This is a genomic window from Cupriavidus sp. IK-TO18 (genome assembly GCF_015549295.1).
Taxonomy (GTDB): domain Bacteria; phylum Pseudomonadota; class Gammaproteobacteria; order Burkholderiales; family Burkholderiaceae; genus Cupriavidus; species Cupriavidus oxalaticus_A.
Window position 1 is genome coordinate 82,389 of sequence record NZ_JADGMP010000015.1, and the last position, 21,765, is coordinate 104,153.

Sequence of the window (21,765 nt, forward strand, 5' to 3'; positions counted from 1 at the left end):
CAGCCCCTCTCCCGCAAGCGGGAGAGGGGAGCCGGATGGTGGCAAGCAAACGAGGCTTACATCACCTTGTCCGGCTTCCCTTCATTCCCGGCGATAAACGGGCTCCACGGCTGCGCGCGCACCGCCTTCGGCGTCTTCCACACCACCGAGAACTGGCCATCGCCCTTCACCTCGCCGATCATCACCGGCTTGTACAGGTGGTGGTTCTCGCCCATGGTCAGCGTGAAGCCGTCCGGCGCCTTGAAGGTCTGGCCGTACATCGCCGCGCGCACCTTGTCGGTATCGGTGGTGCCGGCCTTCTTCACGGCCTGCGCCCACATATGGATGCCGACGTAGGTGGCTTCCATCGGGTCGTTGGTCACGCGCTTGTCGCCGCCCGGCAGGTTGTTGGCCTTGACCCAGGCCGCCCACTGCTTCTTGAAGGCGTCGTTCTGTGCGTTCTTGACCGACATGAAGTAGTTCCACGCCGCCAGGTGGCCGACCAGCGGCTTGGTGTCGATGCCGCGCAGTTCTTCCTCGCCCACCGAGAACGCCACCACCGGCACGTCCTTGGCCTTCAGGCCGGCGTTGCCCAGTTCCTTGTAGAAGGGCACGTTGGAATCGCCGTTGATGGTCGAGATCACCGCGGTCTTGCCACCCTGGGCGAACTTCTTGATGTTGGCGACGATGGTCTGGTAGTCGCTGTGGCCGAACGGGGTGTAGACCTCTTCGATGTCCTTGTCGGCAACGCCCTTGCTCTTCAGGAAGGCGCGCAGGATCTTGTTGGTGGTGCGCGGGTAGACGTAGTCGGTGCCGAGCAGGAAGAAGCGCTTGGCGCCGCCGCCCTCCTTGCTCATCAGGTATTCCACCGCCGGGATCGCCTGCTGGTTGGGCGCGGCGCCGGTGTAGAAGACGTTCTTGGACATCTCCTCGCCTTCGTATTGCACCGGGTAAAACAGCAGCGAATTCAGCTCTTCATAGACCGGCAGCACCGACTTGCGCGACACCGAGGTCCAGCAGCCGAAGGTCACCGCGACCTTGTCCTTGCTGACCAGCTGGCGCGCCTTCTCGGCGAACAGCGGCCAGTTGGAGGCCGGGTCCACCACCACCGGCTCCAGCTTGCGGCCGAGCACGCCGCCGCTCTTGTTGATCTCGTCGATGGTCATCAGGGCAACGTCCTTCAGCGACGTTTCCGAGATGGCCATGGTGCCGGACAGCGAGTGCAGGATTCCGACCTTGATCGGTTCCTTGGACTGCGCCATGGCCAGCGGGCTGGCACCGATCATTGCCGCGGCGGCGATGGCCGACAGCTTCAGCATGTCACGTCGTTGCATTTGCAGCTCCCGTTTGTGGTGTTGGTTAGGGACTACGCTCCCCGGGGTGATGCATCTGCAACTAACGTGCCACTGCGATAAACGAGCTGGTGCCCACCGTGCCGGCGGCAGACGGCGTACTGGCGCGCCCCGCGGGTGGTGCCGCGATCCGTGGCCGCCCCCGTGCACCAGAGCTGTGCGGGCGGCGCACGCACCACTCCCGTGCAGCGACGCAATTCTGTGCGGACCGCTTGCAGAAGACGCCAGCCGGTGCGCACCGCCGCACCAGGGCCGGGCACCACGCCGACGGCCGGCGGCGCAAATAAAAACGGGGCCCCTCGCGGGGCCCCGTTTTCCGATGCCAGGACGCCAGTCCTTACATCACCATCATGTTGGTGTTCAGGTTGTGCATGATCCACAGCGAACCCGCCACGACGATCACCAGGATCAGCGCCGTGAACAGCAGCGCGATCACGTTGCTGCGCTGGTCGGACGACGTGTCCAGGTGCAGGAAGTACTTCAGGTGGACCAGGATCTGGACCGCGGCCATGCCGAGGATGATCCACAGGATCGTGCCCTTGTCCATGCTGCCGTCCATCACCAGCTTGAACGGGATCACGGTCAGGATCACCGCGAGGATGAAGCCGATCGCGTAGCCCTTGAAGCTGGCGTGGGTGCTGTGCGAGTCGTGCGCGGCATGCGCGCCATGCGAATCACGAGTGGCGTGCGCCGCCGGTGCGTTGTGTTGTGCCATCACAGATGTCCCATCAGGTAGACCACGGTAAACACGCCGATCCAGACCACGTCCAGAAAGTGCCAGAACAGCGACAGGCACATCAGGCGCTTGCTGAGCGTCGGGGTGATGCCCTTCTTGCCCAGCTGCCACATCAGCACGATCATCCACAGCATGCCGCTGGCGACGTGCAGGCCGTGGGTGCCGACCAGCGTGAAGAACGACGACAGGAACGCGCTGCGGCCCGGGCCGGCGCCTTCGGCGATCAGGTGGTGGAACTCGTTGATTTCCATCGCCATGAACGCCGCGCCCAGCAGGAACGTCACGCCGAGCCAGGTCTGCACGTGCTTGAGGCTGCGGTTCTGCAGCGAGATCATCGCCATGCCGTACGTGATCGAGGAGAACAGCAGGATGAAGGTCTCCACCAGCACGTAGTTGAGCTCGAACAGCTCCTTCGCCGACGGCCCGCCCGCCAGCTCGCCGCGCAGCACGGCGAAGGTGGCGAACAGCCCGGCGAAGATGATGCAGTCGCTCATCAGGTAGATCCAGAAGCCATACACCGTATTGGCACTGGTATCGTGGTGCGCATGGTCATGCGCGTCGGCGTGGGCCGAGGCTCCGGCCTGCGCGGGGATGCGGTCTAGGACTTGAGTCGACATGGTTCTTAGGCCTGCGAAGCAATGCGCTGCAGATGGCGCGTTTCGATCTGCTCGACCTCGGTGGCCGGCACGTAGTAGTCGATATGGTCGTCGTTGCTGCGGTGGATAAACGCCCACACCATGCCCACCAGGCCAACGATGGCCATCCACCAGATATGCCAGGTCAGGGCAAAGCCGAACACCAGGCTGAAGGCGCCGATGATGAAGCCCGCGCCCGTGTTCTTGGGCATGTGGATCTTCTCGTAGCCTTCGGTCGGCAGGGTCTCGCCGCGGGCCTTCATGTCGGCGAACGCGTCCAGGTCACGCACCACCGGTGTGTGCGCGAAGTTGTAGAACGGCGGCGGCGACGAAGTGGCCCACTCCAGGGTACGGCCGCCCCACGGATCGCCGGTCACGTCTGCCAGCTTCTTGCGGTCGCGGATCGACACGACGATCTGCAGCACCTGGAAGAAGATGCCCAGCGCCACGAACACCACGCCCACCACGGCCAGGTACAGCCACGGCGTCCAGGCCGGGTTGTCGGTGTGGTTCAGTCGGCGGGTCATGCCCATCAGGCCCAGCACGTACAGCGGCATGAAGGCGAAGTAGAAGCCGACCAGCCAGCACCAGAAGGCGCACTTGCCCAGGCGCTCGTTCAGCGTGAAGCCGAACGCCTTCGGCCACCAGTAGGTGATGCCGGCCAGGTAGCCGAACAGCACGCCGCCGATGATCACGTTGTGGAAGTGGGCGATCAGGAACAGGCTGTTGTGCAGCACGAAGTCTGCAGCCGGCACGGCCATCAGCACGCCGGTCATGCCACCGATCACGAAGGTGATCATGAAGCCCAGCGTCCACAGCACCGGCGAGGTCATCTGGACCCGGCCGCGGTACATGGTGAACAGCCAGTTGAAGATCTTCACCCCGGTCGGGATGGAGATGATCATGGTCGTGATGCCGAAGAACGCGTTGACGTTGGCGCCCGAGCCCATCGTGAAGAAGTGGTGCAGCCACACGATGAACGACAGCACCATGATCGCGGCGGTCGCGTACACCATGCCCTTGTAGCCGAACAGCTTCTTGCCCGAGAACGTGGAGATGACTTCAGAGAAGATACCGAACGCCGGCAGGATCAGGATGTACACCTCGGGGTGGCCCCAGATCCAGATCAGGTTCACGTACATCATGGCGTTGCCGCCACCGTCGTTCGTGAAGAAGTGGGTGCCGATGTAGCGGTCCAGGCCCAGCAGCGCCAGCGTCACGGTCAGCACCGGGAAGGCGGCCACGATCAGCACGTTGGTGCACAGCGCGGTCCAGGTGAACACCGGCATGCGCATCAGGGTCATGCCCGGGGCGCGCATGCGCAGGATCGTCACCAGGAAGTTCACGCCGGTCAGCAGCGTGCCCAGGCCCGAGATCTGCAAGCTCCAGAGGTAATAGTCCACCCCCACGCCAGGGCTGTAATCCAGGCCCGACAGCGGCGGGTAGGCCAGCCAGCCGGTCTTGGCGAATTCACCGACGCCCAGCGAGACGTTGACCAGCATGGCGCCCGCCACGAACAGCCAGAACGACAGCGTGTTCAGGAACGGGAAGGCCACGTCGCGCGCGCCGATCTGCAGCGGCACGACCAGGTTCATCAGGCCGGTCATCAGCGGCATGGCCACGAAGAAGATCATGATCACGCCGTGGGCGGTGAAGATCTGGTCGTAGTGCTCGGGCGGCAGCACGCCGGTGGCGCCATTGGTGGCGAGCGCCAGCTGGGTACGCATCATGACCGCGTCGGCAAAGCCGCGCAGCAGCATGATCAGGGCGACCAGGCAGTACATCACGCCGATCTTCTTGTGATCGACTGACGTGAACCACTCGTTCCAGAGATAGCCCCACTTCTTGAAATATGTGATCGCGCCTAGCAGCGCGGCACCGCCCAGGGCGACGCCGGCCAGCACGACCATGATGATCGGCTCATGAAACGGAATCGCCGACAAACTCAACTTGCCAAACATCATTGCTCCCAGGATTACGCGCCCGCCGGCAGCTTGGCCGGCGTGGTCATCGACAGCTGCTCTTCACCGAGGGTATTGCGCGACGTGCAGATCGGGCCGCCCTTGAAACCCTTGTCGGCAACCGCAGTGCCGCTGTGGTCCATGTACTTGTGCAGGATGTTGTGGAAGAGCTGGTCTTCCACCTTGCCGTAGTACGTGACCGGCTCCCTCTCGCTGGGTTGTGCCAGCGTCTTGTAGCCTTCAACGCCCAGTTCGGTCGACGAGGCGCGGACCTTGGCGACCCACTCGTCGAACTCGTAGTTCGACATGGCGACCGCCTTGAACTTCATGCCCGAGAAGCCGCCGCCGCTGTAGTTGGCGGACACGCCGTCATACGAGCCGGCATGGTTGGCGATCAGGTGCAGCTTGGTCTCCATCCCTGCCATGGCATACACCTGGCTGCCCAGTTGCGGGATGAAGAACGAATTCATGATCGAATCCGAGGTGATCTTGAAGTTCACCGGGGTGTCGACCGGGAACGCGATCTGGTTGACGGTCGCGATCTTCAGTTCCGGATAGATGAACAGCCACTTCCAGTTCAGCGCCACCACCTCGACGGTGACCGGCTTCTTGTTCGATTCCAGCGGCTTGTACGGGTCCAGGTCGTGCGAGGACTTCCAGGTGATGATGCCCAGCGCGATGATGATCAGGCACGGGATCAGCCACACCACCACTTCGATCGCGGTCGAGTGCGACCAGTCCGGCTCGTAGCGCGCCTTGGTATTGGACGCGCGGTACTTCCAGGCGAACACCAGCGTGAGCACGATCACCGGCACCACCACCAGCAGCATGAGCCAGGTGGCGATCAGGATGATGTTCTTGATATCGACGCCAACCTGCCCTTTCGGGTCGAGCAGCGTCATGTTGCAGCCGGCCAGCAGGAGCAGGCCGAGGCAGGGCAGGAACCGCGTCCAACGCGGCAGTATTGGTTTCTTCATGTCACGACTGGTTTGGTTACACCGCGCTTTGGGCAAAAGCGTGGCTAAACCGCCTGATGCTCGCGCAAGAGGCGTGGGGCTATGGGAAAACCGGAAGGACGTGTCCTTAGCTGGCGTTGCGGTCGGGCGGCGAATCTAACGCCGGAGGACCATGCGGCCTTGCAACGCCATGAACACGGAAGGACAACTGACTGCGCGCGCTGCAGGCCCTGTGGACCTTGCCGGCGCTGCGGCACCTGGTGGCCGAAACCGCGAACGGTCCCGGCTCAGTACAGCGGCCGGGTAGCGTTGGAATACGAGGTTTTTGCACTTCCCGACGGACTTGCCTTCAGCAACCTGGTGGCAAGCGCGGTTTTCGGCCGGGGAGCGCAACACGTAAAACATCGTGGGCGCGAATGTACCGCAACGCAACATTGAGGGTAAACCCAACGCCACAGAACACAGAGTTCAGATAAACGGACAATCATGTGCTGTCGCCGCATCGCAGCATTTGATTGCCGTCAAGATCACAATTTCGCCTATAAATATGCACAAAGCCGCGCATTGGCGCGGCTTTGTGGGTGCGACGTTTTCGTGTGGCATATTGTCGCAGTGCGTCAGAACCTTTGTCGCAGCTCAACGCCACGCGGCCGTTTGCCGATCATCCGTAGCGGCGGGAAATCGACTCCGCGACACATACCGGACGCTCGCTGCCCTCGCGCTCTATCGTCACCTCCCAGGTGGACTGGGCACCCGCCAGCTCCGGCGACTTGGGCAGCGGATCGAGCCGTTCGACCTTCAGCAGCTTGATTCGTGCCCGCAATTTGCTGCCCACCGGCACGGGCGCGGTGAAGCGCACGCGGTTCAGGCCATAGTTGACGCCGATCTTCGACGGCATGTGCAGCGCGTTGTGCATGAACTTGGGCAGCAGCGACAGCGTCAGGAAGCCATGGGCGATCGGGGCGCCATAGGGCGACTCCTTCTTGGCGCGCTCCACGTCGACGTGGATCCACTGGTGGTCGCCGGTAGCCTCGGCAAACTGGTTGACCTGCTGCTGGGTCACCTCCATCCAGTCGCTGACCGCGACTTCCTGCCCTTGCAGGCCTTCCAGCTCTTCCAGCGTTGCGATGGTACGCATTTCGGTTGTCTCCTCGATGGGTGGGTGGATGTGTCGTTATGCGGGGCGGCGGCCGTACATGCCCATGCCCTTGACGGTGCAGACCAGTTCGCCGCGCTGGTTGGTGGCTTCCCACTGGGTATGCACGATGCCGCGGTCCGGCTTCGATTGCGAGGCTCGCGTGTCCAGCACGTTGAGCACCACGGTCAGCGTGTCGCCGGCATAGACCGGCTTGATCCAGCGGATCTCGTCCACGCCGGGCGAGCCCATGCTGGCCGACTTGCCGGTGGTGCTCAGCACCAGCAGGCGCATCATGATCGAGCAGGTCATCCAGCCGCTCGAGATCAGCCCCCCGTAGATGCTCTTGGCAGCCGCTTCCTTGTCGATATGGAACGGCTGCGGGTCGTATTGGCGGGCAAAGGCGAGGAGTTCTTCCTCGGTGACGACGTAGGAGCCCAGTTCGCGGCGGCTGCCGACCTCAAAGTCCTCGAAATACAGCATTGCTTGTCTCTCCGTAATTGTTAGCCTGGGATGGCGACGGCCTTGTCCCGACGATGATCGCATGCATGCCAGGGCTCAGCGTCCGTATTTGCCGAACCCGTCCCTAACAGCGCGCAAAGAAAAAAACCGCGCCTGGGAATACGGCGCGGTTTTGACTGGCATGGCAGACGAGAGGATCAGGCTGCTTCCTGGAACCCCGGCTGGGCGGCAAACCGGCCCAGGTGGTGATCCACGTCACCGAAGGTGGTGTTGATCAGCGTCAGGCGCTTGAACATGTGCGCGGCCGGCAGTTCGTTGGTCACGCCCATGCCCCCGTGGATCTGCACCGCTTCCTGGCCGACCGTGCGCGCTGCCTGCCCCACGCGCGCCTTGGCGGCGGAAACGTAGCGGCGGCGCTCTTCCGGCGTGGCCTCTTCAAAACGGGCAGCGGCCAGCAGCGTGATCGAACGCGACTGCTCGGCATGGATGAACATCTCGACCATGCGATGCTGCAGCGCCTGGAAGCGTGCGATCGGCTGGCCGAACTGCTGGCGCGTCTTGGCGTATTCCAGCGTGGCTGCGTTGAGCGTGTCCATCACGCCCACGGCCTCGGCGCACAGCAGCACCGCGGCATAGTCGGCCACCTGCTCGACCAGCGCGAAGCCCTTGCCGGCCTCGCCCAGCAGTTGCGCCGGCGCGTCCTGGAACGTGATGTCGGCCGCGCGCAGGTTGTCGATGGTGCGATAGTCCTTGATGCTGACACCGGCGCCCTTGGCATCCACCAGGAACAGCGAGATGCCATCCTGGTCGGCATCGCCGCCGCTGCTGCGCGCCGACACGATCAGCTTGTCGGCCTGGCCGCCGTGCAGCACCACGGTCTTGCGGCCGTTGAGCTTGCCGTCGCGGGCTGTAACGCGCACGTTGTTCAGCTCATAGCGCGCCTGCGGCTCGTTGAAGGCCACGGCCAGCTTCAGCTCGCCGCCGGCGACCTGCTCCAGCAGCGCGTCCTGGCCGCCGGCCAGGCCCAGTGCGTAGGCACCCACCACGGTGGCCAGGTACGGCTCGACCACCAGGCCACGGCCCAGCTCCTGCTGCACCACCATCATGTCGAGCGCCTTGCCCGAGAAGCCACCCTGCGCTTCCGGCACCGGCAGCGCGGTCAGGCCGAGCTCGACCAGCGAGCCCCACGCGGATTCGCCATAGCCGGCGGCGCTTTCGTAGTTCTTCTTGCGGTCCTCGAAACCGTAGTCTTTCTCGACAAAACGGCGGACGGCGTCGGCCAGTTGCTTCTGTTCGTCGCTGAGATTGAAGTTCATGTTACCTATCTCCTTCCTGTCCTCACAGCCCCAGAATCATCTGGCTGATGATGTTCTTCTGAATTTCGTTGGACCCGCCGTAGATGGAGGTCTTGCGATAGTTGAAGTAGTACGCGGACAGCGGCGCGGCGTCGTCGTAGCCGGTCACCGCATGCTCGGTCTCGCACTCCAGGTAGGCCGTGTCGAACGGCTGGGCGTACGGGCCGACGGCCTCGACCATCAACTCGGTCAGCAGCTGCTGGATCTCGGTGCCCTTGATCTTGAGCATCGACGCCTCGGGACCGGGGCCCTTGCCGGCGGCTTCGCTCGACACCACGCGCAGCACCGTGATCTCCAGCGCCATCAGTTCGATTTCCAGCGCGGCCACCTTGGCGCCGAACACCGGATCCTCCAGCAGCGGCTTGCCGTTCTTCTGCTGCTGGCGCGCCACGCGCTTCAGGAAGCCCAGCTCGCGCTTGGAGTTGCCCACGCGGGCAATGCCGGTACGCTCGTGGCCGAGCAGGTACTTGGCGTAGGTCCAGCCCTTGTTCTCTTCGCCGACGCGGTTCTCGACCGGCACCTTGACGTTGTCGAAGAAGACCTCGTTCACTTCATGCTCTTCGTCCAGCATGATGATCGGGCGCACGGTGATGCCCGGGGTCTTCATGTCGATCAGCAGGAACGAGATGCCTTCCTGCTTCTTGGCTTCCGGATCGGTGCGGACCAGGCAGAAGATCATGTCGGCGTGCTGGCCGAGCGTGGTCCAGGTCTTCTGGCCGTTGACGATGTAGTGCTTGCCGTCCGAAGTCAGCTCGGCGCGGGTCTTCAGCGAGGCCAGGTCCGAACCCGAGCCCGGCTCCGAATAGCCCTGGCACCACCAGTCGGTGCAGTCCAGGATGCGCGGCAGGTAGTACGACTTCTGCTGCTCGTTGCCGTACTTCATGATCACGGGCGCAACCATGGCCACGCCGAACGGCAGCACGCCGGGCGCGCCGACGCGGGCATTCTCTTCGTCCCAGATATGGCGCTGGGTGGCGTTCCAGCCGGTGCCGCCGAATTGGACGGGCCAGTGCGGCGCCGACCAGCCCTTGCCGGCGAGGATCTTGTGCCAGCGCACCAGGTCGTCGCGGTTCGGACGGCGGTGGTTGAGAATCTTGCTGCGGATGTCCGCCGGCAAGTTGGCTTCGAGCCAGCTACGCACTTCCTCGCGGAAGGCGTTGTCGGACGCCGAGTAGTTGAGATCCATGCCCGTCTCCATGATGGTGCCGGCATCGTCTCAGGCTGCCGGCGGTTTGTTCTGCCTTGCGCGTCATGCGCCGACAGCAACGGGCACAGGACGCAATTCAGTGAGCCGTCTGCTTCAGCGCATCCGGCACGATAAGCGGGAAAGTCTCGATGCCCTCCTCGGCCAGCGCCTGCACTTCCTCCGGCGAAGCCGAGCCGCGGATTCCGCGTTCCGGCGCTTCATCGTAGTGCATGCGCCTCGCCTCCTCGGCAAAGCGGTCGCCAACGTCCTCGGTCTGGGCCAGCACCTGCTTCACTGCCTTCATGTACAGCGCTTGCAGTGCCGCCGGTGCCGCGGCGGTTGCCGCTGGCTGCGCCGGCTTGCCAGCCGCCTTCGGCGCGGTCGCGCCTGACAGGTTCAGGCGCGGCGCGCTGGGCAGCCGCGTCACGGCATGGTCGCCACAGACCGGGCATTGGACGAGGTCGCGCGCGATTTGCGACTGCGCTTCTTCCTCCGAGGCAAACCAGCCCTCGAAACGATGGTCATGCGCGCAGCGCAGGTCGAGCACCTTCATGATCTTTCCAGCCCGTCAAAAGCTATATTATCCGCGAATCGAAATTTTGTGAACGGTCGTGCTAAATTTTTTCGAACGACCGTTCGTAGAACGAACATGCGGTGTTCAGCACATACGTTTATCGCCCCACAACCAGCTTAGCGCAGTGCGCGCCCCGCTGCCGGAGCGAGTCAGCCCGGCACCGTTTGCTCGCCCGGCTGCCACGCGCCGGAAACGATTTTCTCCAGCCAGAACGCGCCGATGATGGTCTTCACATCGCTGATGCGGCCGCTGCGCACCCAGTCGATCACCTGCCCCACCGGCGCGATGAACGTCTCCAGGAACTCGCCATCGTCCAGCTGCGCCTCGCCGTGCGTCAGGTCGCGCGCCAGGAAGACGTCGATGAATTCGGTCGAGTAGGAGATGACCGGGTGGATGCGAGTCAGGTAGTCCCAGCGCCGGGCCGTATAGCCGGTCTCTTCCTGCAGCTCGCGCTCGCCGCAGCGTTGCGCGCCCTCTTGCGGGTCGAGCTTGCCGGCCGGGAATTCCAGCATGACTTCGCCGACCGGATAGCGGAACTGCCGTTCCATCAGGACGGTGCCATCGTCGAACAACGGGATCATCATCACCGCGCCCGGATGCACGATGTACTCGCGCCCGGTCTGCTTGCCATCGGGCAGGCGGACGATGTCTTGCTTCAGGGTGAGGAATTTGCCGCGATGGACCGTGGCCGAGGCGACGCAGACTTCCTTCAGTGCGTCGTCGTTCGCGGTGTGGCCGGCGGGGTCGGCGAGAGACTGGGTGCCGCGTTGGATCTTGTCGGTCATGAACGCTCCGGATCAGGCAGGCCCGGCGCCGACAAGACCGGCTTCAGGCCGTGCGGTGTTTGACGAGGTATTGCCAGGTGAAGCCCGGGAAGGCGAACACCAGCATCATGCAGGCGGTGATGGCGTAGAACTGCCAGCCCTGCGGGAAGGCATTGCCGAGGCTGGCCTCGACCGCGAAACCGGCGGCACCGGCCACCGCGTACCAGACGATCAGCTCCAGCAGGCGCAGCCACAGCGGCTTGCGCGCCCACCGGAGCGGGATCGCCATGAACAGGCGCTGGTTCACAAACGGCAGGTTTGCACTGATCAGTGCCAGCAGTATGACAAACCAGCCGCTTGCGGATGCGCTCATGGACGTTGGCCGATCAGGAGCCCAGGGTCGAGCGGATGGCCTGGTAGCACAGGTTCATCAGCGCGGCCGGGAAGAAGCCCAGCACGATCACGGCGGCGCCGTTCAGCGTCAGCATCGAGCGCAGGCCGGCGGTCGCTTCCAGCTGCTCTTCGCCAGCCGGCTCATCGAAGTACATCAGCTTGACGATGCGCAGGTAGTAGAACGCGCCGATCAGCGAGAACATCACCGCCACCACGGCCAGCCAGCTCATGCCAGCCTTGATTACCGCGTCCAGCACGGCCAGCTTGGCGTAGAAGCCCACGGTCGGCGGGATGCCGGCCAGCGAGAACATCATCACCAGCATCAGGAAGGCGAACCACGGGTTGCGGCGCGACATGCCCTTCAGGTCTTCCAGCGTCTCGGCCTCGAAGCCCTTGGTGGTGCGCAGCAGGATGATGCCGAAGGTGCCCAGCGTGGTCAGCAGGTAGGTCACCGAATAGAACATCGCCGAGCTGTACGCATCGGCGGCGCCGTCAGCCTTGTTGGCCACCACGCCCGACAGCAGGCCCAGCAGCACGAAGCCCATGTGCGAAATGGTCGAGTACGCCAGCATCCGCTTCAGGTTAGACTGGACGATGGCGGTCAGGTTGCCGATCGCCAGCGACACGATCGACAGCACCACCAGCATCATCTGCCAGTCATTGGCCAGCGGCAGCAGGCCTTCCACCAGCACGCGGATAAACAGCGCGAACGCGGCAACCTTCGGGCCGCCCGCGATCAGCAGCGTCACCGCGGTCGGCGAACCCTGGTAGATATCCGGGATCCACATGTGGAACGGCGCGGCGCCCAGCTTGAACGACAGGCCGGCGACGATGAACACCACGCCAAAGGCCAGCATCGTGGTATTGACGCGGCCCGACTCGACCACGCGGAACACCTCGCCCAGGTTCAGCGAACCGGTGGCGCCGTACATCATCGAGATGCCGTACAGCAGGAAGCCCGAAGCCAGCGCGCCCAGCACGAAATACTTCATGGCCGATTCCGAGGTCACGCGCGATTCACGGCGCAGCGCCACCAGCGCGTACGACGACAGCGACAGCAGTTCCAGGCCCAGGTACAGGGTCAGGAAGTTGTTGCCGGTGATCATCACGATCTGGCCGCCGAGCGTGAACAGCGCGAGCTGGTAGAACTCGCCGGCGAACATGTTGCGATCGGCCAGGTAGCTGCGCGTATAGACCAGCGTGACAAACAGGCCGGCGGCGCAGAACGCCGACAGCACGTTGGCCATCGGGTCGATCACCACCAGGTTGGAGAACGCGTAGTGCGTCTCGCCGCTGGCGGCGTTCAGGCCGAACCATACGGTCAGCACCAGGGTGGTCAGCAGCGACAGCGGATAGGCCACGCTCTGCTTGCCCCTGCCGCGTGCAAGGTCGATCCAGTTGACCGCGCCAATGGCGATCGCCAGGAAAATAATCGGCGCCACGGGGGCGAGTGTCGAGGACGGTTGCATAATGATTTCTCTCCCCGCTTACAGCTTGGACTGCGCCGCGTGCTGCAGCAGGTTGACCACGGACGGGTGCATCGCGTCGGTAAAGGGCTTCGGGTGCAGGCCCATATACAGCGTCATGATGGCCAGCAGGCCGAGCATGACGAACTCACGCTTGTTCAGGTCGACCAGCTCGCGCACGTGCTGGTGCACGACGTCGCCGAAGATCACGCGCTTGACCATCCACAGCGAATAGGCAGCGCCGAAGATCAGGGCGGTGGCAGCCAGCAGGCCGATCCAGAAGTTGAACTTGACGGCGCCCAGGATCACCATGAATTCACCGACGAAGCCCGAGGTAGCCGGCAGGCCGCAGTTGGCCATCGCGAAGAACACAGACAGCGCGGCGAACTTCGGCATGGTGTTCACCACGCCGCCGTAGTCGGCGATCTGGCGGGAGTGCACGCGGTCATACAGCACGCCGATGCAAAGGAACATGGCGCCCGAGATAAAGCCGTGCGAGATCATCTGGATGATGCCGCCTTCGACGCCGATATCGCTGAAGATGAAGAAGCCCAGCGTGACGAAGCCCATGTGGGCGATCGACGAGTACGCCACCAGTTTCTTCATGTCGGCCTGCACCAGCGCCACCAGGCCAATGTAGATCACGGCGATCAGCGAGATCGTGATGATGAACGGAGCCAGGTAGTGGCTCGCGTCAGGCGCGATCGGCAGCGAGAACCGCAGGAAGCCGTAGGCGCCCAGCTTCAGCATGATGGCGGCCAGCACCACCGAACCGCCGGTCGGCGCTTCCACGTGGGCGTCGGGCAGCCAGGTGTGCACCGGCCACATCGGCACCTTGACCGCGAAGGCGACGAAGAAGGCAATGAAGATCGCGATCTGCTCGTTCATCGACAGCTTGGCCTGGTGCCATTGCAGGATGTCGAACGTGCCGGTCTTGTTGTACAGGTACAGCAGCGCGACCAGGGTCAGCAGCGAGCCCAGCAGCGTGTACAGGAAGAACTTGAAGGCCGCGTACACACGGTTCGCGCCGCCCCAGACGCCGATGATGATGTACATCGGGATCAGCGTGGCTTCGAAGAACACGTAGAAGAGCATGCCGTCGAGCGCGCAGAACACGCCGACCATCAAGCCGGACAGGATCAGGAACGAGGCCATGTACTCGGCCACGCGCTCGGTGATCACTTCCCAGGCCGAGATCACCACGATCACCGTGATGAATGCGGTCAGCACCACGAACCACATCGAGATACCGTCGACGCCCAGCAGGTAATGGATGTTGAAGCGCTCGATCCAGTTCGCCTTTTCGATGAACTGCATCGCCGCGCTGGCGCGGTCGAAGTGGAATACCAGCGGCAGCGTCACGACGAAGCTGGCGATCGAGCCGAACAGCGACATCCACCGCACGAAGCCCGGGCTGCGGTCCGAGCCGAAGGCCAGGATCAGCAGGCCGAAAAAGACAGGCAGCCAGATTGAGAAAGACAGAACCATTTCTATGTTTTCCTTACTTGGTGCCTATCACTTGGTGCCGATCACACCGGTGACCGTCAGCGTCAGCAGCACCAGCATGCCGACGATCATCGCAAATGCGTAGTGGTAGATATAGCCCGACTGCAGGTAGCGGCTGGCCGAAGCGAACGAAGCCACCACACGCGCCGCGCCGTTGACGAACAGGCCGTCGATCACGCTCTGGTCGCCGCCCTTCCACAGGCCGGTACCGAGCAGGCGTGCGCCGCGGGCGAACACGGCCTGGTTGATGGCGTCCATGTAGTACTTGTTGTCGAGCAGCTTGTACAGGCCCGAGAAGCGGTTCGCGATAGCCTCGGGGATATCCGGGCGCTTCATGTAGAAGAACCACGACAGCACGACACCGGCAATGGCCAGCCACAGCACGGGCGTGGTCAGCGAGTGCAGCGCCATCGGCACCCAGCCGTGGAAGGCTTCCTTCAGCTCGGCCATGGCGTGGTGGTTCTCGCCGACGAAGATCACGTCCTTGAACGCGACGCCCATCTTGAAGAAGTTGCCGAACAGCATCGGCTCGATCGCGATGGCGCCGATGATCACCGACGGAATCGCCAGCAGCACCAGCGGCAGCGTCACCACCCACGGCGACTCGTGCGGCTTCTCGCCGGCGGACAGGCCATGGTGGTGGTCGAGCGAGACTTCCTCGTCCTCGTGGTCGCCCTCATGGTGCTGGTGCGCATGGTTCTGGCCCCAGCGCTCCTTGCCGTGGAAGACCAGGAAGTACATGCGGAACGAGTAGAACGCGGTCACAAACACGCCAGCCAGCACGGCGTAGTAGGCAAAGCCCGAACCGGCGATATGCGACTCGGCCACGGCCTCGATGATCGAGTCCTTGGAGTAGAAGCCCGCGAAGAACGGCGTGCCGATCAGCGCCAGCGAACCCACCAGCGAGGTGATCCAGGTGATCGGCATGTACTTGCGCAGGCCGCCCATGTTGCGGATGTCCTGGTCGTGGTGCATGCCGATGATGACCGAGCCCGCGCCCAGGAACAGCAGCGCCTTGAAGAAGGCGTGGGTCATCAGGTGGAACACGGCCACCGAATAGGCCGACGCACCCAGCGCCACGGTCATGTAGCCCAGCTGCGACAGCGTCGAGTAAGCGACCACGCGCTTGATGTCGTTCTGGATGATGCCCAGGAAGCCCATGAACAGCGCGGTGATGGCGCCGATCACCAGCACGAACGACAGCGCGGCGTCCGACAGCTCGAACAGCGGCGACATGCGCGCGACCATGAAGATGCCGGCCGTCACCATCGTTGCCGCGTGGATCAGTGCGGAAATCGGGGTCGGGCCTTCCATCGAGTCAGGCAGCCAGACGTGCAGCGGGAACTGCGCCGACTTGCCCATCGCGCCGATGAACAGGCAGATGCACGCGACGGTGATCATCATCCAGTCGGTGCCCGGGAAAACCACGGTAGCCAGCTGGTCACGCGCGGCGAATACTTCGGTGTAGTTCATGCTGCCGCTGTAGGCCAGCAGCAGGCCGATGCCCAGGATAAAGCCGAAGTCACCGACACGGTTGACCAGGAACGCCTTCAGGTTGGCGAAGATCGCGGTCGGGCGCGTGTACCAGAAGCCGATCAGCAGGTACGACACCAGGCCCACCGCTTCCCAGCCGAAGAACAGCTGCAGGAAGTTGTTGCTCATCACCAGCATCAGCATCGAGAAGGTGAAGAGCGAGATGTAGGCAAAGAAGCGGTTGTAGCCGGGGTCTCCGTCCATGTAGCCGACGGTGTAGATATGCACCATCAGCGAGACGAAGGTCACCACGACCATCATCATCGCGGTCAGCGAGTCGACCAGGAAGCCGACCTCCATCTTCAGGTCGCCGATGGCCATCCACTCGTACACGGTGCCGTTGTAGCCGGCGCCGTTCATCACGTCGAGCAGCACCATCACCGACAGCACGAAGGAAATGGCCACGCCCAGGATGGTCGAGGTGTGGGCCACGATCCGGCCGCCGCGCGACTCCGAGGAAAACAGGCCAAAGAACTTGGTACCGAACAGGCCGGCGATCGCTGAGCCGGCTAGCGGCGCCAGCGCGATCGCGAGCAGCAGGTTGGGGTTGAGCGTGGTTGCCATAGGACGCTTATTGGTGTGCGGTCGGTGAGTCTTGGTTATCTGCGTAGTGCGGCACGGATCAGTACTTCAGGGTGTCCATGTCGTCCACGTTGATCGTATCCAGGTTGCGGAACAGCACGACCAGGATTGCCAGACCGATTGCCGACTCGGCGGCGGCCACCGTAAGGATGAAGAAAACGAAAACCTGACCAGCCAGGTCGCCCAGGTAATGCGAGAAGGCGACGAAGTTGATGTTCACCGCAAGCAGCATCAGTTCGATCGCCATCAGCAGCACGATCACGTTCTTGCGGTTCAGGAAGATGCCGACGATGCTGATCGCAAACAGGATCGCACCGAGCACGAGGAAGTGGGCGAGAGAGAGCACAGCGTTTCTCCGGGCTTTAGTTCTTATTGGCGGCAGCCGCGGCTTCCGTCTGCGGGTTCTGGACATCGGCCTGCATCGGCACCAGGCGCACGCGCTCGTCGCGGCGGGTACGCAGCTGCGCCGATACGTCCTGGGCCTTGGTGTCCTTGCGGCGGCGCAGGGTCAGCGCCACGGCGGCGATGATGGCCACCAGCAGGATGATGCCGGCCACTTCGAAGGCGTAGATGTAGTCGGTGTAGATCAGCTTGCCGAGCGCGGCGCTGTTCGAGTAGCCCGGCTCCTGCGAACCGCTGGCGGCCACCGGCGTGGTGGTGCCGATGAAGTTGCGCACCAGCACGATCGCCATCTCGGCGATGATCAGCGCGCCCACCACCGAGGCCATCGGCACGTAGGTCCAGAAATCGCGGCGCAGGTGCTCGATGTCGATATCGATCATCATCACCACGAACAGGAACAGCACCATCACCGCGCCGACATAGACCAGCACCAGCAGGATGGCGAGGAATTCCGCCTTGAGCAGCATCCAGATCGCGGCTGCCGTGAAGAACGACAGCACGAGGAACAGTGCGGAATGCACCGGGTTCTTCGCAGTGATGACTTTCAGTGCGGAGAGCACCAGCACCAGCGCAAAGACATAGAAGATGGTGGTCGTGAGTTCCATGGTTCCTATCGGATCCTCTCAGGGCCGTCCGGCACAAGCCTTCCCCTTCGGGTGGCCCGCTCCTGCGGCATCCTTGCTTTGGCCCCTCGCATTGAAGGGACCGTATTCAAATTCGGTGGCAGAAGCAGCCAGGTCTGTTACTGGTGGCCGCCCTGCCGTTTGGCGCATGCGCCGGTCAGCGATACTTGGCGTCGGCAGCCTTGGCCGCCGCGATCTGCGGCTCGTAGCGGTCGCCCACTGCCAGCAGCATGTCCTTGGTGAAGTACAGGTCGCCGCGCTTCTCGCCGTGGTACTCCAGGATCTGCGTTTCCACGATGGCGTCGACCGGGCAGGCCTCTTCGCAGAAACCGCAGAAGATGCACTTGGTCAGGTCGATGTCGTAGCGGGTGGTGCGGCGCGTGCCATCGTTGCGCACGTCCGACTCGATGGTGATGGCCAGCGCCGGGCACACCGCTTCACACAGCTTGCAGGCAATGCAGCGCTCTTCGCCGTTCGGATAGCGGCGCAGCGCGTGCAGGCCACGGAAGCGCGGCGAGATCGGCGTTTTCTCTTCCGGGAACTGGACAGTGATCTTGCGCGCGAAGAGATAGCGGCCGGTCACGGCCATGCCCTTGAAGAGTTCCTTCAGGAGCAGGCTGTTGAAGAAGTCCTTGATGGCGAGCAGCATGACGATTGCTTCCTAGTATTTCCAAACGGTGCGTGCCGCGGCACGCACTGTCCTTTGGCCGTTCAATGCCAGATGTTCCAGGGCGACTTGATCCAGATCGCCACGATGATCAGCCACGCCACGGTCAGCGGAATGAACACCTTCCAGCCCAGGCGCATGATCTGGTCATAGCGGTAGCGCGGGAACGAGGCGCGGAGCCAGATAAAGACCGACAGCAGCAGGAAAACCTTGATCAACAGCCAGAAGAAGCCGGGGACCGCGTTGGTGATCACGCTCGAGAACGGAGGTGCCCAGCCGCCCAGGAACATCAACGAGGTCATCGCCGAGATGATGATCATGTTGATGTATTCGGCCAGGAAGAACAGCGCGAAGCCCATGCCCGAATATTCGATCATGTGGCCGGCCACGATCTCCGACTCGCCTTCCACCACGTCGAACGGGTGGCGGTTGGTTTCGGCCACGCCCGAGATGAAGTAGACACCGAACATCGGCAGCAGCGGCAGCCAGTTCCACGACAGGATGTTGATGCCCATGTCGGCGAAGTAGCCGGTGTTCTGGCCGTTGACGATGGCCGACAGGTTCAGGCTGCCGGCAACCATCAGCACCGTCACCAGCGCGAAGCCCATGGCGATTTCATACGACACCATCTGTGCCGCGGCACGCATGGCGCCGATAAAGGCGTACTTGGAGTTCGAGGCCCAGCCGGCCAGGATCACGCCGTAGACGCCGACCGAGCTGATCGCCATCACGTACAGCAGGCCGGCGTTGACGTCCGCCATCACCACATCGGCCTGGAACGGAATCACGGCCCAGACCGCGACGGCAGGCATCAGCACCATCAGCGGCGCGATCAGGTACATGCCGCGGCTGACCTGCGTCGGCATCATGACTTCCTTGAGCAGCAGCTTCAGCACGTCGGCGATCGGCTGCAGCAGGCCGAGCGGGCCGACGCGGTTCGGGCCCAGACGCACGTGCATCCAGCCGATCAGCTTGCGCTCCCACAGGATCAGGTAAGCCACGCACAGCAGCAGGGGCACCACGATCAGCACGGCGCGGATCAGGATCCACAGCGGCGTCCAGTACGCGCCCAGTACGCCCTGCCCTTGCGAGGTAATCCAGTCAATCATGTCTTCTTCTCGCTCTTGTTCTTACGCCGTGGCCACGGCGCCGGCTTTGGCCGGTGCCAGGTCGATGGCCTTCTCTACGGTGACCGTGCCGAACATGCCGCCCAGGCCCATGGCCGCCGGCGTTGCCGCCGGCACGCGCACGGTGTTAGCCGGCAGCGTGGCTTCGAGCACGGCCGGCAGCACCACGCTGCCCTGCCCTTGCGTGACGCGGACCGGGTCGCCCGACTGGATGCCCAGGCGCGCAAACAGGTCGGCCGGCAGCGCGATCTGCATGGCGCGGCGCGCGGCAGCGGTCAGCTGCAGCGAGTCGGCGCGGCGCACGATCGGGTCGGCGTGGTAGATCGGCACGTCGGCGATGCGTTCGATGCCGTTGGCGGCAGCGGCGGCAACGCGGATCGGCGCGTCGGTGGCATTGTCCAGCTGTGCCTCGACCGGGGCCGACAGCACTTCGGCACGGACCGACTCGGCGGTTTCGTAGTCGAAGCCGGCAACGTCCAGCAGGTTGCCCAGCACGCGCAGCACCTTCCAGCCCGGACGCGACTCGCCCAGTGCGCGAACCACGCCGTTGAAACTCTGTGCCTTGCCTTCGCAGTTGACGAAGGTGCCCGAAGTTTCGGTGAACGGCGCTACCGGCAGGATCACGTCGGCGTACTGCATGGCAGCTTCCGAACGGAACGGCGACAGCACCACCACCGTGTTGGCCTGCGACAGTGCAGCCAGGGCCTTGCCCGGATCGGCGGTGTCGAATTCCGGCTCGGTGTTCAGCAAGATGTAGGCCTTGCGCGGCGTGTCCAGCATTGCCTGCGCGTTGGCGCCGCCTTGCTTCGGCAGCGCGCCGGCGATGTAGCCGCCGACGGTGTTGGCCGCTTCGGTCAGGAAGCCCAGCGTCGCGCCGGTCTCGGTGGCGATCCACTGTGCCAGCGCATGCAGCGCCGAGAACTGCGGATGACGCGCGGCCTCGTTGCCGAGGAACACGGCACGGCGCTCGCCCTGCAGCAGCGCTTCCGCCACCTTGGCGGCGGTGTCGCCACCATCGAAACCATCGGTGCCGGCCGGGGCGGCGACGCCCTTGGCGGCGGCCACGGCACGGGCCACGCCGGCGAGCGCGGCAGTCCAGCCGGACGGCGCCACGTCGATGCGGGTCGCCGGCATCAGCAGGTCTTCACCGCCGGCACCCAGCACGGCCACGCGGGCGCCCTTCTTGGTCGCCTGGCGCAGGCGCGAAGCCAGCAGCGGATGATCCTTGCGCAGCGACGAGCCGATTACCAGCACGCGTTGCAGCGCGGTGACGTCGGCCACCGGCAGGCCGAGCCACGGCGCGCCCTTCAGCGCGGCCGAGAAGTCGGACTGGCGCAGGCGGAAGTCGACGTTGTCGCTGCCCAGGCCACGCACCAGCTTGCCCAGCAGGAACAGTTCTTCCAGCGTGCTGTGCGGGCTGGCCAGCGCGGCGATCTGGTCGGCGCCATGCTCGCGCTTGATGCCAGCCAGGCCATTGGCCACGTATTCCAGCGCGGTCTGCCAGTCGGTTTCCATCCATTCGCCGCCCTGCTTCAGCAGCGGGCGGGTCAGGCGGTCGGCACTGTTCAGGCCTTCATACGAGAAGCGGTCCTTGTCGGAGATCCAGCACTCGTTGATGTCTTCGTTTTCCAGCGGCAGCACGCGCATCACGCGCTGGTTCTTGGTCTGCACCACCAGGTTCGCGCCCAGGCCGTCGTGCGGCGAAACCGACTTGCGGCGGGCCAGTTCCCAGGTGCGGGCCGAGTAGCGGAACGGCTTGCTGGTCAGCGCGCCGACCGGGCACAGGTCGATCATGTTGCCCGACAGTTCCGAGTCAACCGTCTTGCCGACGAAGGTGGTGATCTCCGAGTGCTCGCCGCGGTTGAGCATGCCCAGTTCCATCACGCCGGCCACTTCCTGGCCGAAGCGCACGCAGCGGGTGCAGTGGATGCAGCGGGTCATCTCCTCCATGGAGATCAGCGGGCCCACGTTCTTGTGGAACACCACGCGCTTCTCTTCCTTGTAGCGCGACTCCGAGGCACCGTAGCCCACGGCCAGGTCCTGCAGCTGGCACTCGCCGCCCTGATCGCAGATCGGGCAATCCAGCGGGTGGTTGATCAGCAGGAATTCCATCACGGACTTCTGCGCCTTGACTGCCTTCTCCGAATTGGTGAAGACCTTCATGCCGGGGGTCACCGGCGTGGCGCAGGCAGGCAGCGCCTTCGGGGCCTTCTCGACCTCGACCAGGCACATGCGGCAGTTGGCCGCGATGGACAGTTTGCGGTGGTAGCAGAAGTGCGGGATGTAGGTGCCCAGCTTGCGGGCCGCTTCCATCACCAGGCTGCCCTCAGCAACCTCAACCTTCTTGCCGTCGATCTCTAGTTCAACCATG

General features: G+C 63.8%; 20 protein-coding genes. All 20 read right to left on the minus strand.

The window, feature by feature from the left end:
- Nucleotides 1-56: 56 nt before the first annotated feature.
- Complete coding sequence (urtA, locus tag IPF36_RS12965; RefSeq protein ID WP_195428130.1) at nucleotides 57-1,313, minus strand: urea ABC transporter substrate-binding protein; 1,257 nt, start codon at nucleotides 1,311-1,313, stop codon at nucleotides 57-59.
- Between the two features lie 355 nt (nucleotides 1,314-1,668).
- The gene (gene cyoD / locus IPF36_RS12970; protein WP_135704889.1) at nucleotides 1,669-2,046 is read right to left on the minus strand and encodes a cytochrome o ubiquinol oxidase subunit IV; all 378 of its coding nucleotides are present in this window, start codon (nucleotides 2,044-2,046) and stop codon (nucleotides 1,669-1,671) included.
- Nucleotides 2,046-2,684, minus strand: coding sequence for a cytochrome o ubiquinol oxidase subunit III (cyoC, locus tag IPF36_RS12975; protein ID WP_063241489.1), 639 nt, complete (start codon nucleotides 2,682-2,684; stop codon nucleotides 2,046-2,048). Before cyoC ends, cyoD begins: the two co-directional genes overlap by 1 nt.
- A gap of 5 nt (nucleotides 2,685-2,689) precedes the next feature.
- Nucleotides 2,690-4,663, minus strand: coding sequence for a cytochrome o ubiquinol oxidase subunit I (cyoB, locus tag IPF36_RS12980; RefSeq protein ID WP_133094248.1), 1,974 nt, complete (start codon nucleotides 4,661-4,663; stop codon nucleotides 2,690-2,692).
- Between the two features lie 14 nt (nucleotides 4,664-4,677).
- Nucleotides 4,678-5,640 (minus strand): ubiquinol oxidase subunit II, encoded by a 963-nt coding sequence (gene cyoA / locus IPF36_RS12985; RefSeq protein ID WP_133094177.1) that lies wholly within the window; start codon nucleotides 5,638-5,640, stop codon nucleotides 4,678-4,680.
- 640 nt (nucleotides 5,641-6,280) lie between these two features.
- Nucleotides 6,281-6,757: a MaoC family dehydratase gene (locus tag IPF36_RS12990; RefSeq protein ID WP_116317541.1), complete on the minus strand. Its 477-nt coding sequence runs from the start codon at nucleotides 6,755-6,757 to the stop codon at nucleotides 6,281-6,283.
- Nucleotides 6,758-6,793: 36 nt separating this feature from the next.
- Nucleotides 6,794-7,237, minus strand: coding sequence for a MaoC family dehydratase (locus IPF36_RS12995; protein WP_133094176.1), 444 nt, complete (start codon nucleotides 7,235-7,237; stop codon nucleotides 6,794-6,796).
- A gap of 176 nt (nucleotides 7,238-7,413) precedes the next feature.
- Complete coding sequence (locus tag IPF36_RS13000; RefSeq protein ID WP_135704886.1) at nucleotides 7,414-8,532, minus strand: acyl-CoA dehydrogenase family protein; 1,119 nt, start codon at nucleotides 8,530-8,532, stop codon at nucleotides 7,414-7,416.
- A 22-nt stretch (nucleotides 8,533-8,554) separates the two neighbouring features.
- On the minus strand, nucleotides 8,555-9,757 hold the full coding sequence (locus IPF36_RS13005) for an acyl-CoA dehydrogenase family protein (RefSeq protein ID WP_135704885.1): 1,203 nt from the start codon (nucleotides 9,755-9,757) through the stop codon (nucleotides 8,555-8,557).
- A 97-nt stretch (nucleotides 9,758-9,854) separates the two neighbouring features.
- Nucleotides 9,855-10,310 carry a DUF1178 family protein gene (locus tag IPF36_RS13010; RefSeq protein WP_133094173.1) on the minus strand — a complete coding sequence of 152 codons (456 nt, stop codon included), beginning with the start codon at nucleotides 10,308-10,310 and terminating at the stop codon, nucleotides 9,855-9,857.
- Between the two features lie 170 nt (nucleotides 10,311-10,480).
- The gene (locus IPF36_RS13015) at nucleotides 10,481-11,116 is read right to left on the minus strand and encodes an NUDIX domain-containing protein (protein ID WP_195428132.1); all 636 of its coding nucleotides are present in this window, start codon (nucleotides 11,114-11,116) and stop codon (nucleotides 10,481-10,483) included.
- Between the two features lie 43 nt (nucleotides 11,117-11,159).
- Complete coding sequence (locus IPF36_RS13020) at nucleotides 11,160-11,468, minus strand: DUF2818 family protein (protein ID WP_133094172.1); 309 nt, start codon at nucleotides 11,466-11,468, stop codon at nucleotides 11,160-11,162.
- Between the two features lie 13 nt (nucleotides 11,469-11,481).
- Complete coding sequence (nuoN, locus tag IPF36_RS13025) at nucleotides 11,482-12,957, minus strand: NADH-quinone oxidoreductase subunit NuoN (RefSeq protein WP_133094171.1); 1,476 nt, start codon at nucleotides 12,955-12,957, stop codon at nucleotides 11,482-11,484.
- Between the two features lie 18 nt (nucleotides 12,958-12,975).
- Entirely contained in the window at nucleotides 12,976-14,442 is a 1,467-nt protein-coding gene (locus IPF36_RS13030) for an NADH-quinone oxidoreductase subunit M (protein ID WP_135704884.1), read from the minus strand.
- A 27-nt stretch (nucleotides 14,443-14,469) separates the two neighbouring features.
- Nucleotides 14,470-16,557 (minus strand): NADH-quinone oxidoreductase subunit L, encoded by a 2,088-nt coding sequence (nuoL, locus tag IPF36_RS13035; protein WP_133094169.1) that lies wholly within the window; start codon nucleotides 16,555-16,557, stop codon nucleotides 14,470-14,472.
- A gap of 58 nt (nucleotides 16,558-16,615) precedes the next feature.
- Entirely contained in the window at nucleotides 16,616-16,921 is a 306-nt protein-coding gene (nuoK, locus tag IPF36_RS13040) for an NADH-quinone oxidoreductase subunit NuoK (RefSeq protein ID WP_029044763.1), read from the minus strand.
- Nucleotides 16,922-16,937: 16 nt separating this feature from the next.
- The gene (locus tag IPF36_RS13045; RefSeq protein WP_135704883.1) at nucleotides 16,938-17,582 is read right to left on the minus strand and encodes an NADH-quinone oxidoreductase subunit J; all 645 of its coding nucleotides are present in this window, start codon (nucleotides 17,580-17,582) and stop codon (nucleotides 16,938-16,940) included.
- 175 nt (nucleotides 17,583-17,757) lie between these two features.
- Nucleotides 17,758-18,249: an NADH-quinone oxidoreductase subunit NuoI gene (nuoI, locus tag IPF36_RS13050; RefSeq protein WP_042884667.1), complete on the minus strand. Its 492-nt coding sequence runs from the start codon at nucleotides 18,247-18,249 to the stop codon at nucleotides 17,758-17,760.
- A 62-nt stretch (nucleotides 18,250-18,311) separates the two neighbouring features.
- Complete coding sequence (gene nuoH / locus IPF36_RS13055) at nucleotides 18,312-19,376, minus strand: NADH-quinone oxidoreductase subunit NuoH (RefSeq protein WP_135704882.1); 1,065 nt, start codon at nucleotides 19,374-19,376, stop codon at nucleotides 18,312-18,314.
- 21 nt (nucleotides 19,377-19,397) lie between these two features.
- Nucleotides 19,398-21,764 (minus strand): NADH-quinone oxidoreductase subunit NuoG, encoded by a 2,367-nt coding sequence (nuoG, locus tag IPF36_RS13060; protein WP_195428133.1) that lies wholly within the window; start codon nucleotides 21,762-21,764, stop codon nucleotides 19,398-19,400.
- Nucleotide 21,765 lies beyond the last annotated feature (1 nt).

Excerpts from the sequence above, each read along its gene's own strand:
- urtA (WP_195428130.1), bottom strand. The coding sequence starts at position 1,313 with ATGCAACGACGTGACATGCTGAAGCTGTCGGCCATCGCCGCCGCGGCA.
- cyoD (WP_135704889.1), bottom strand. The coding sequence starts at position 2,046 with ATGGCACAACACAACGCACCGGCGGCGCACGCCACTCGTGATTCGCAT.
- cyoC (WP_063241489.1), bottom strand. The coding sequence starts at position 2,684 with ATGTCGACTCAAGTCCTAGACCGCATCCCCGCGCAGGCCGGAGCCTCG.
- cyoB (WP_133094248.1), bottom strand. The coding sequence starts at position 4,663 with ATGTTTGGCAAGTTGAGTTTGTCGGCGATTCCGTTTCATGAGCCGATC.
- cyoA (WP_133094177.1), bottom strand. The coding sequence starts at position 5,640 with ATGAAGAAACCAATACTGCCGCGTTGGACGCGGTTCCTGCCCTGCCTC.
- IPF36_RS12990 (WP_116317541.1), bottom strand. The coding sequence starts at position 6,757 with ATGCGTACCATCGCAACGCTGGAAGAGCTGGAAGGCCTGCAAGGGCAG.
- IPF36_RS12995 (WP_133094176.1), bottom strand. The coding sequence starts at position 7,237 with ATGCTGTATTTCGAGGACTTTGAGGTCGGCAGCCGCCGCGAACTGGGC.
- IPF36_RS13000 (WP_135704886.1), bottom strand. The coding sequence starts at position 8,532 with ATGAACTTCAATCTCAGCGACGAACAGAAGCAACTGGCCGACGCCGTC.
- IPF36_RS13005 (WP_135704885.1), bottom strand. The coding sequence starts at position 9,757 with ATGGATCTCAACTACTCGGCGTCCGACAACGCCTTCCGCGAGGAAGTG.
- IPF36_RS13010 (WP_133094173.1), bottom strand. The coding sequence starts at position 10,310 with ATGAAGGTGCTCGACCTGCGCTGCGCGCATGACCATCGTTTCGAGGGC.
- IPF36_RS13015 (WP_195428132.1), bottom strand. The coding sequence starts at position 11,116 with ATGACCGACAAGATCCAACGCGGCACCCAGTCTCTCGCCGACCCCGCC.
- IPF36_RS13020 (WP_133094172.1), bottom strand. The coding sequence starts at position 11,468 with ATGAGCGCATCCGCAAGCGGCTGGTTTGTCATACTGCTGGCACTGATC.
- nuoN (WP_133094171.1), bottom strand. The coding sequence starts at position 12,957 with ATGCAACCGTCCTCGACACTCGCCCCCGTGGCGCCGATTATTTTCCTG.
- IPF36_RS13030 (WP_135704884.1), bottom strand. The coding sequence starts at position 14,442 with ATGGTTCTGTCTTTCTCAATCTGGCTGCCTGTCTTTTTCGGCCTGCTG.
- nuoL (WP_133094169.1), bottom strand. The coding sequence starts at position 16,557 with ATGGCAACCACGCTCAACCCCAACCTGCTGCTCGCGATCGCGCTGGCG.
- IPF36_RS13045 (WP_135704883.1), bottom strand. The coding sequence starts at position 17,582 with ATGGAACTCACGACCACCATCTTCTATGTCTTTGCGCTGGTGCTGGTG.
- nuoI (WP_042884667.1), bottom strand. The coding sequence starts at position 18,249 with ATGCTGCTCGCCATCAAGGACTTCTTCAACAGCCTGCTCCTGAAGGAA.
- nuoH (WP_135704882.1), bottom strand. The coding sequence starts at position 19,376 with ATGATTGACTGGATTACCTCGCAAGGGCAGGGCGTACTGGGCGCGTAC.
- nuoG (WP_195428133.1), bottom strand. The coding sequence starts at position 21,764 with ATGGTTGAACTAGAGATCGACGGCAAGAAGGTTGAGGTTGCTGAGGGC.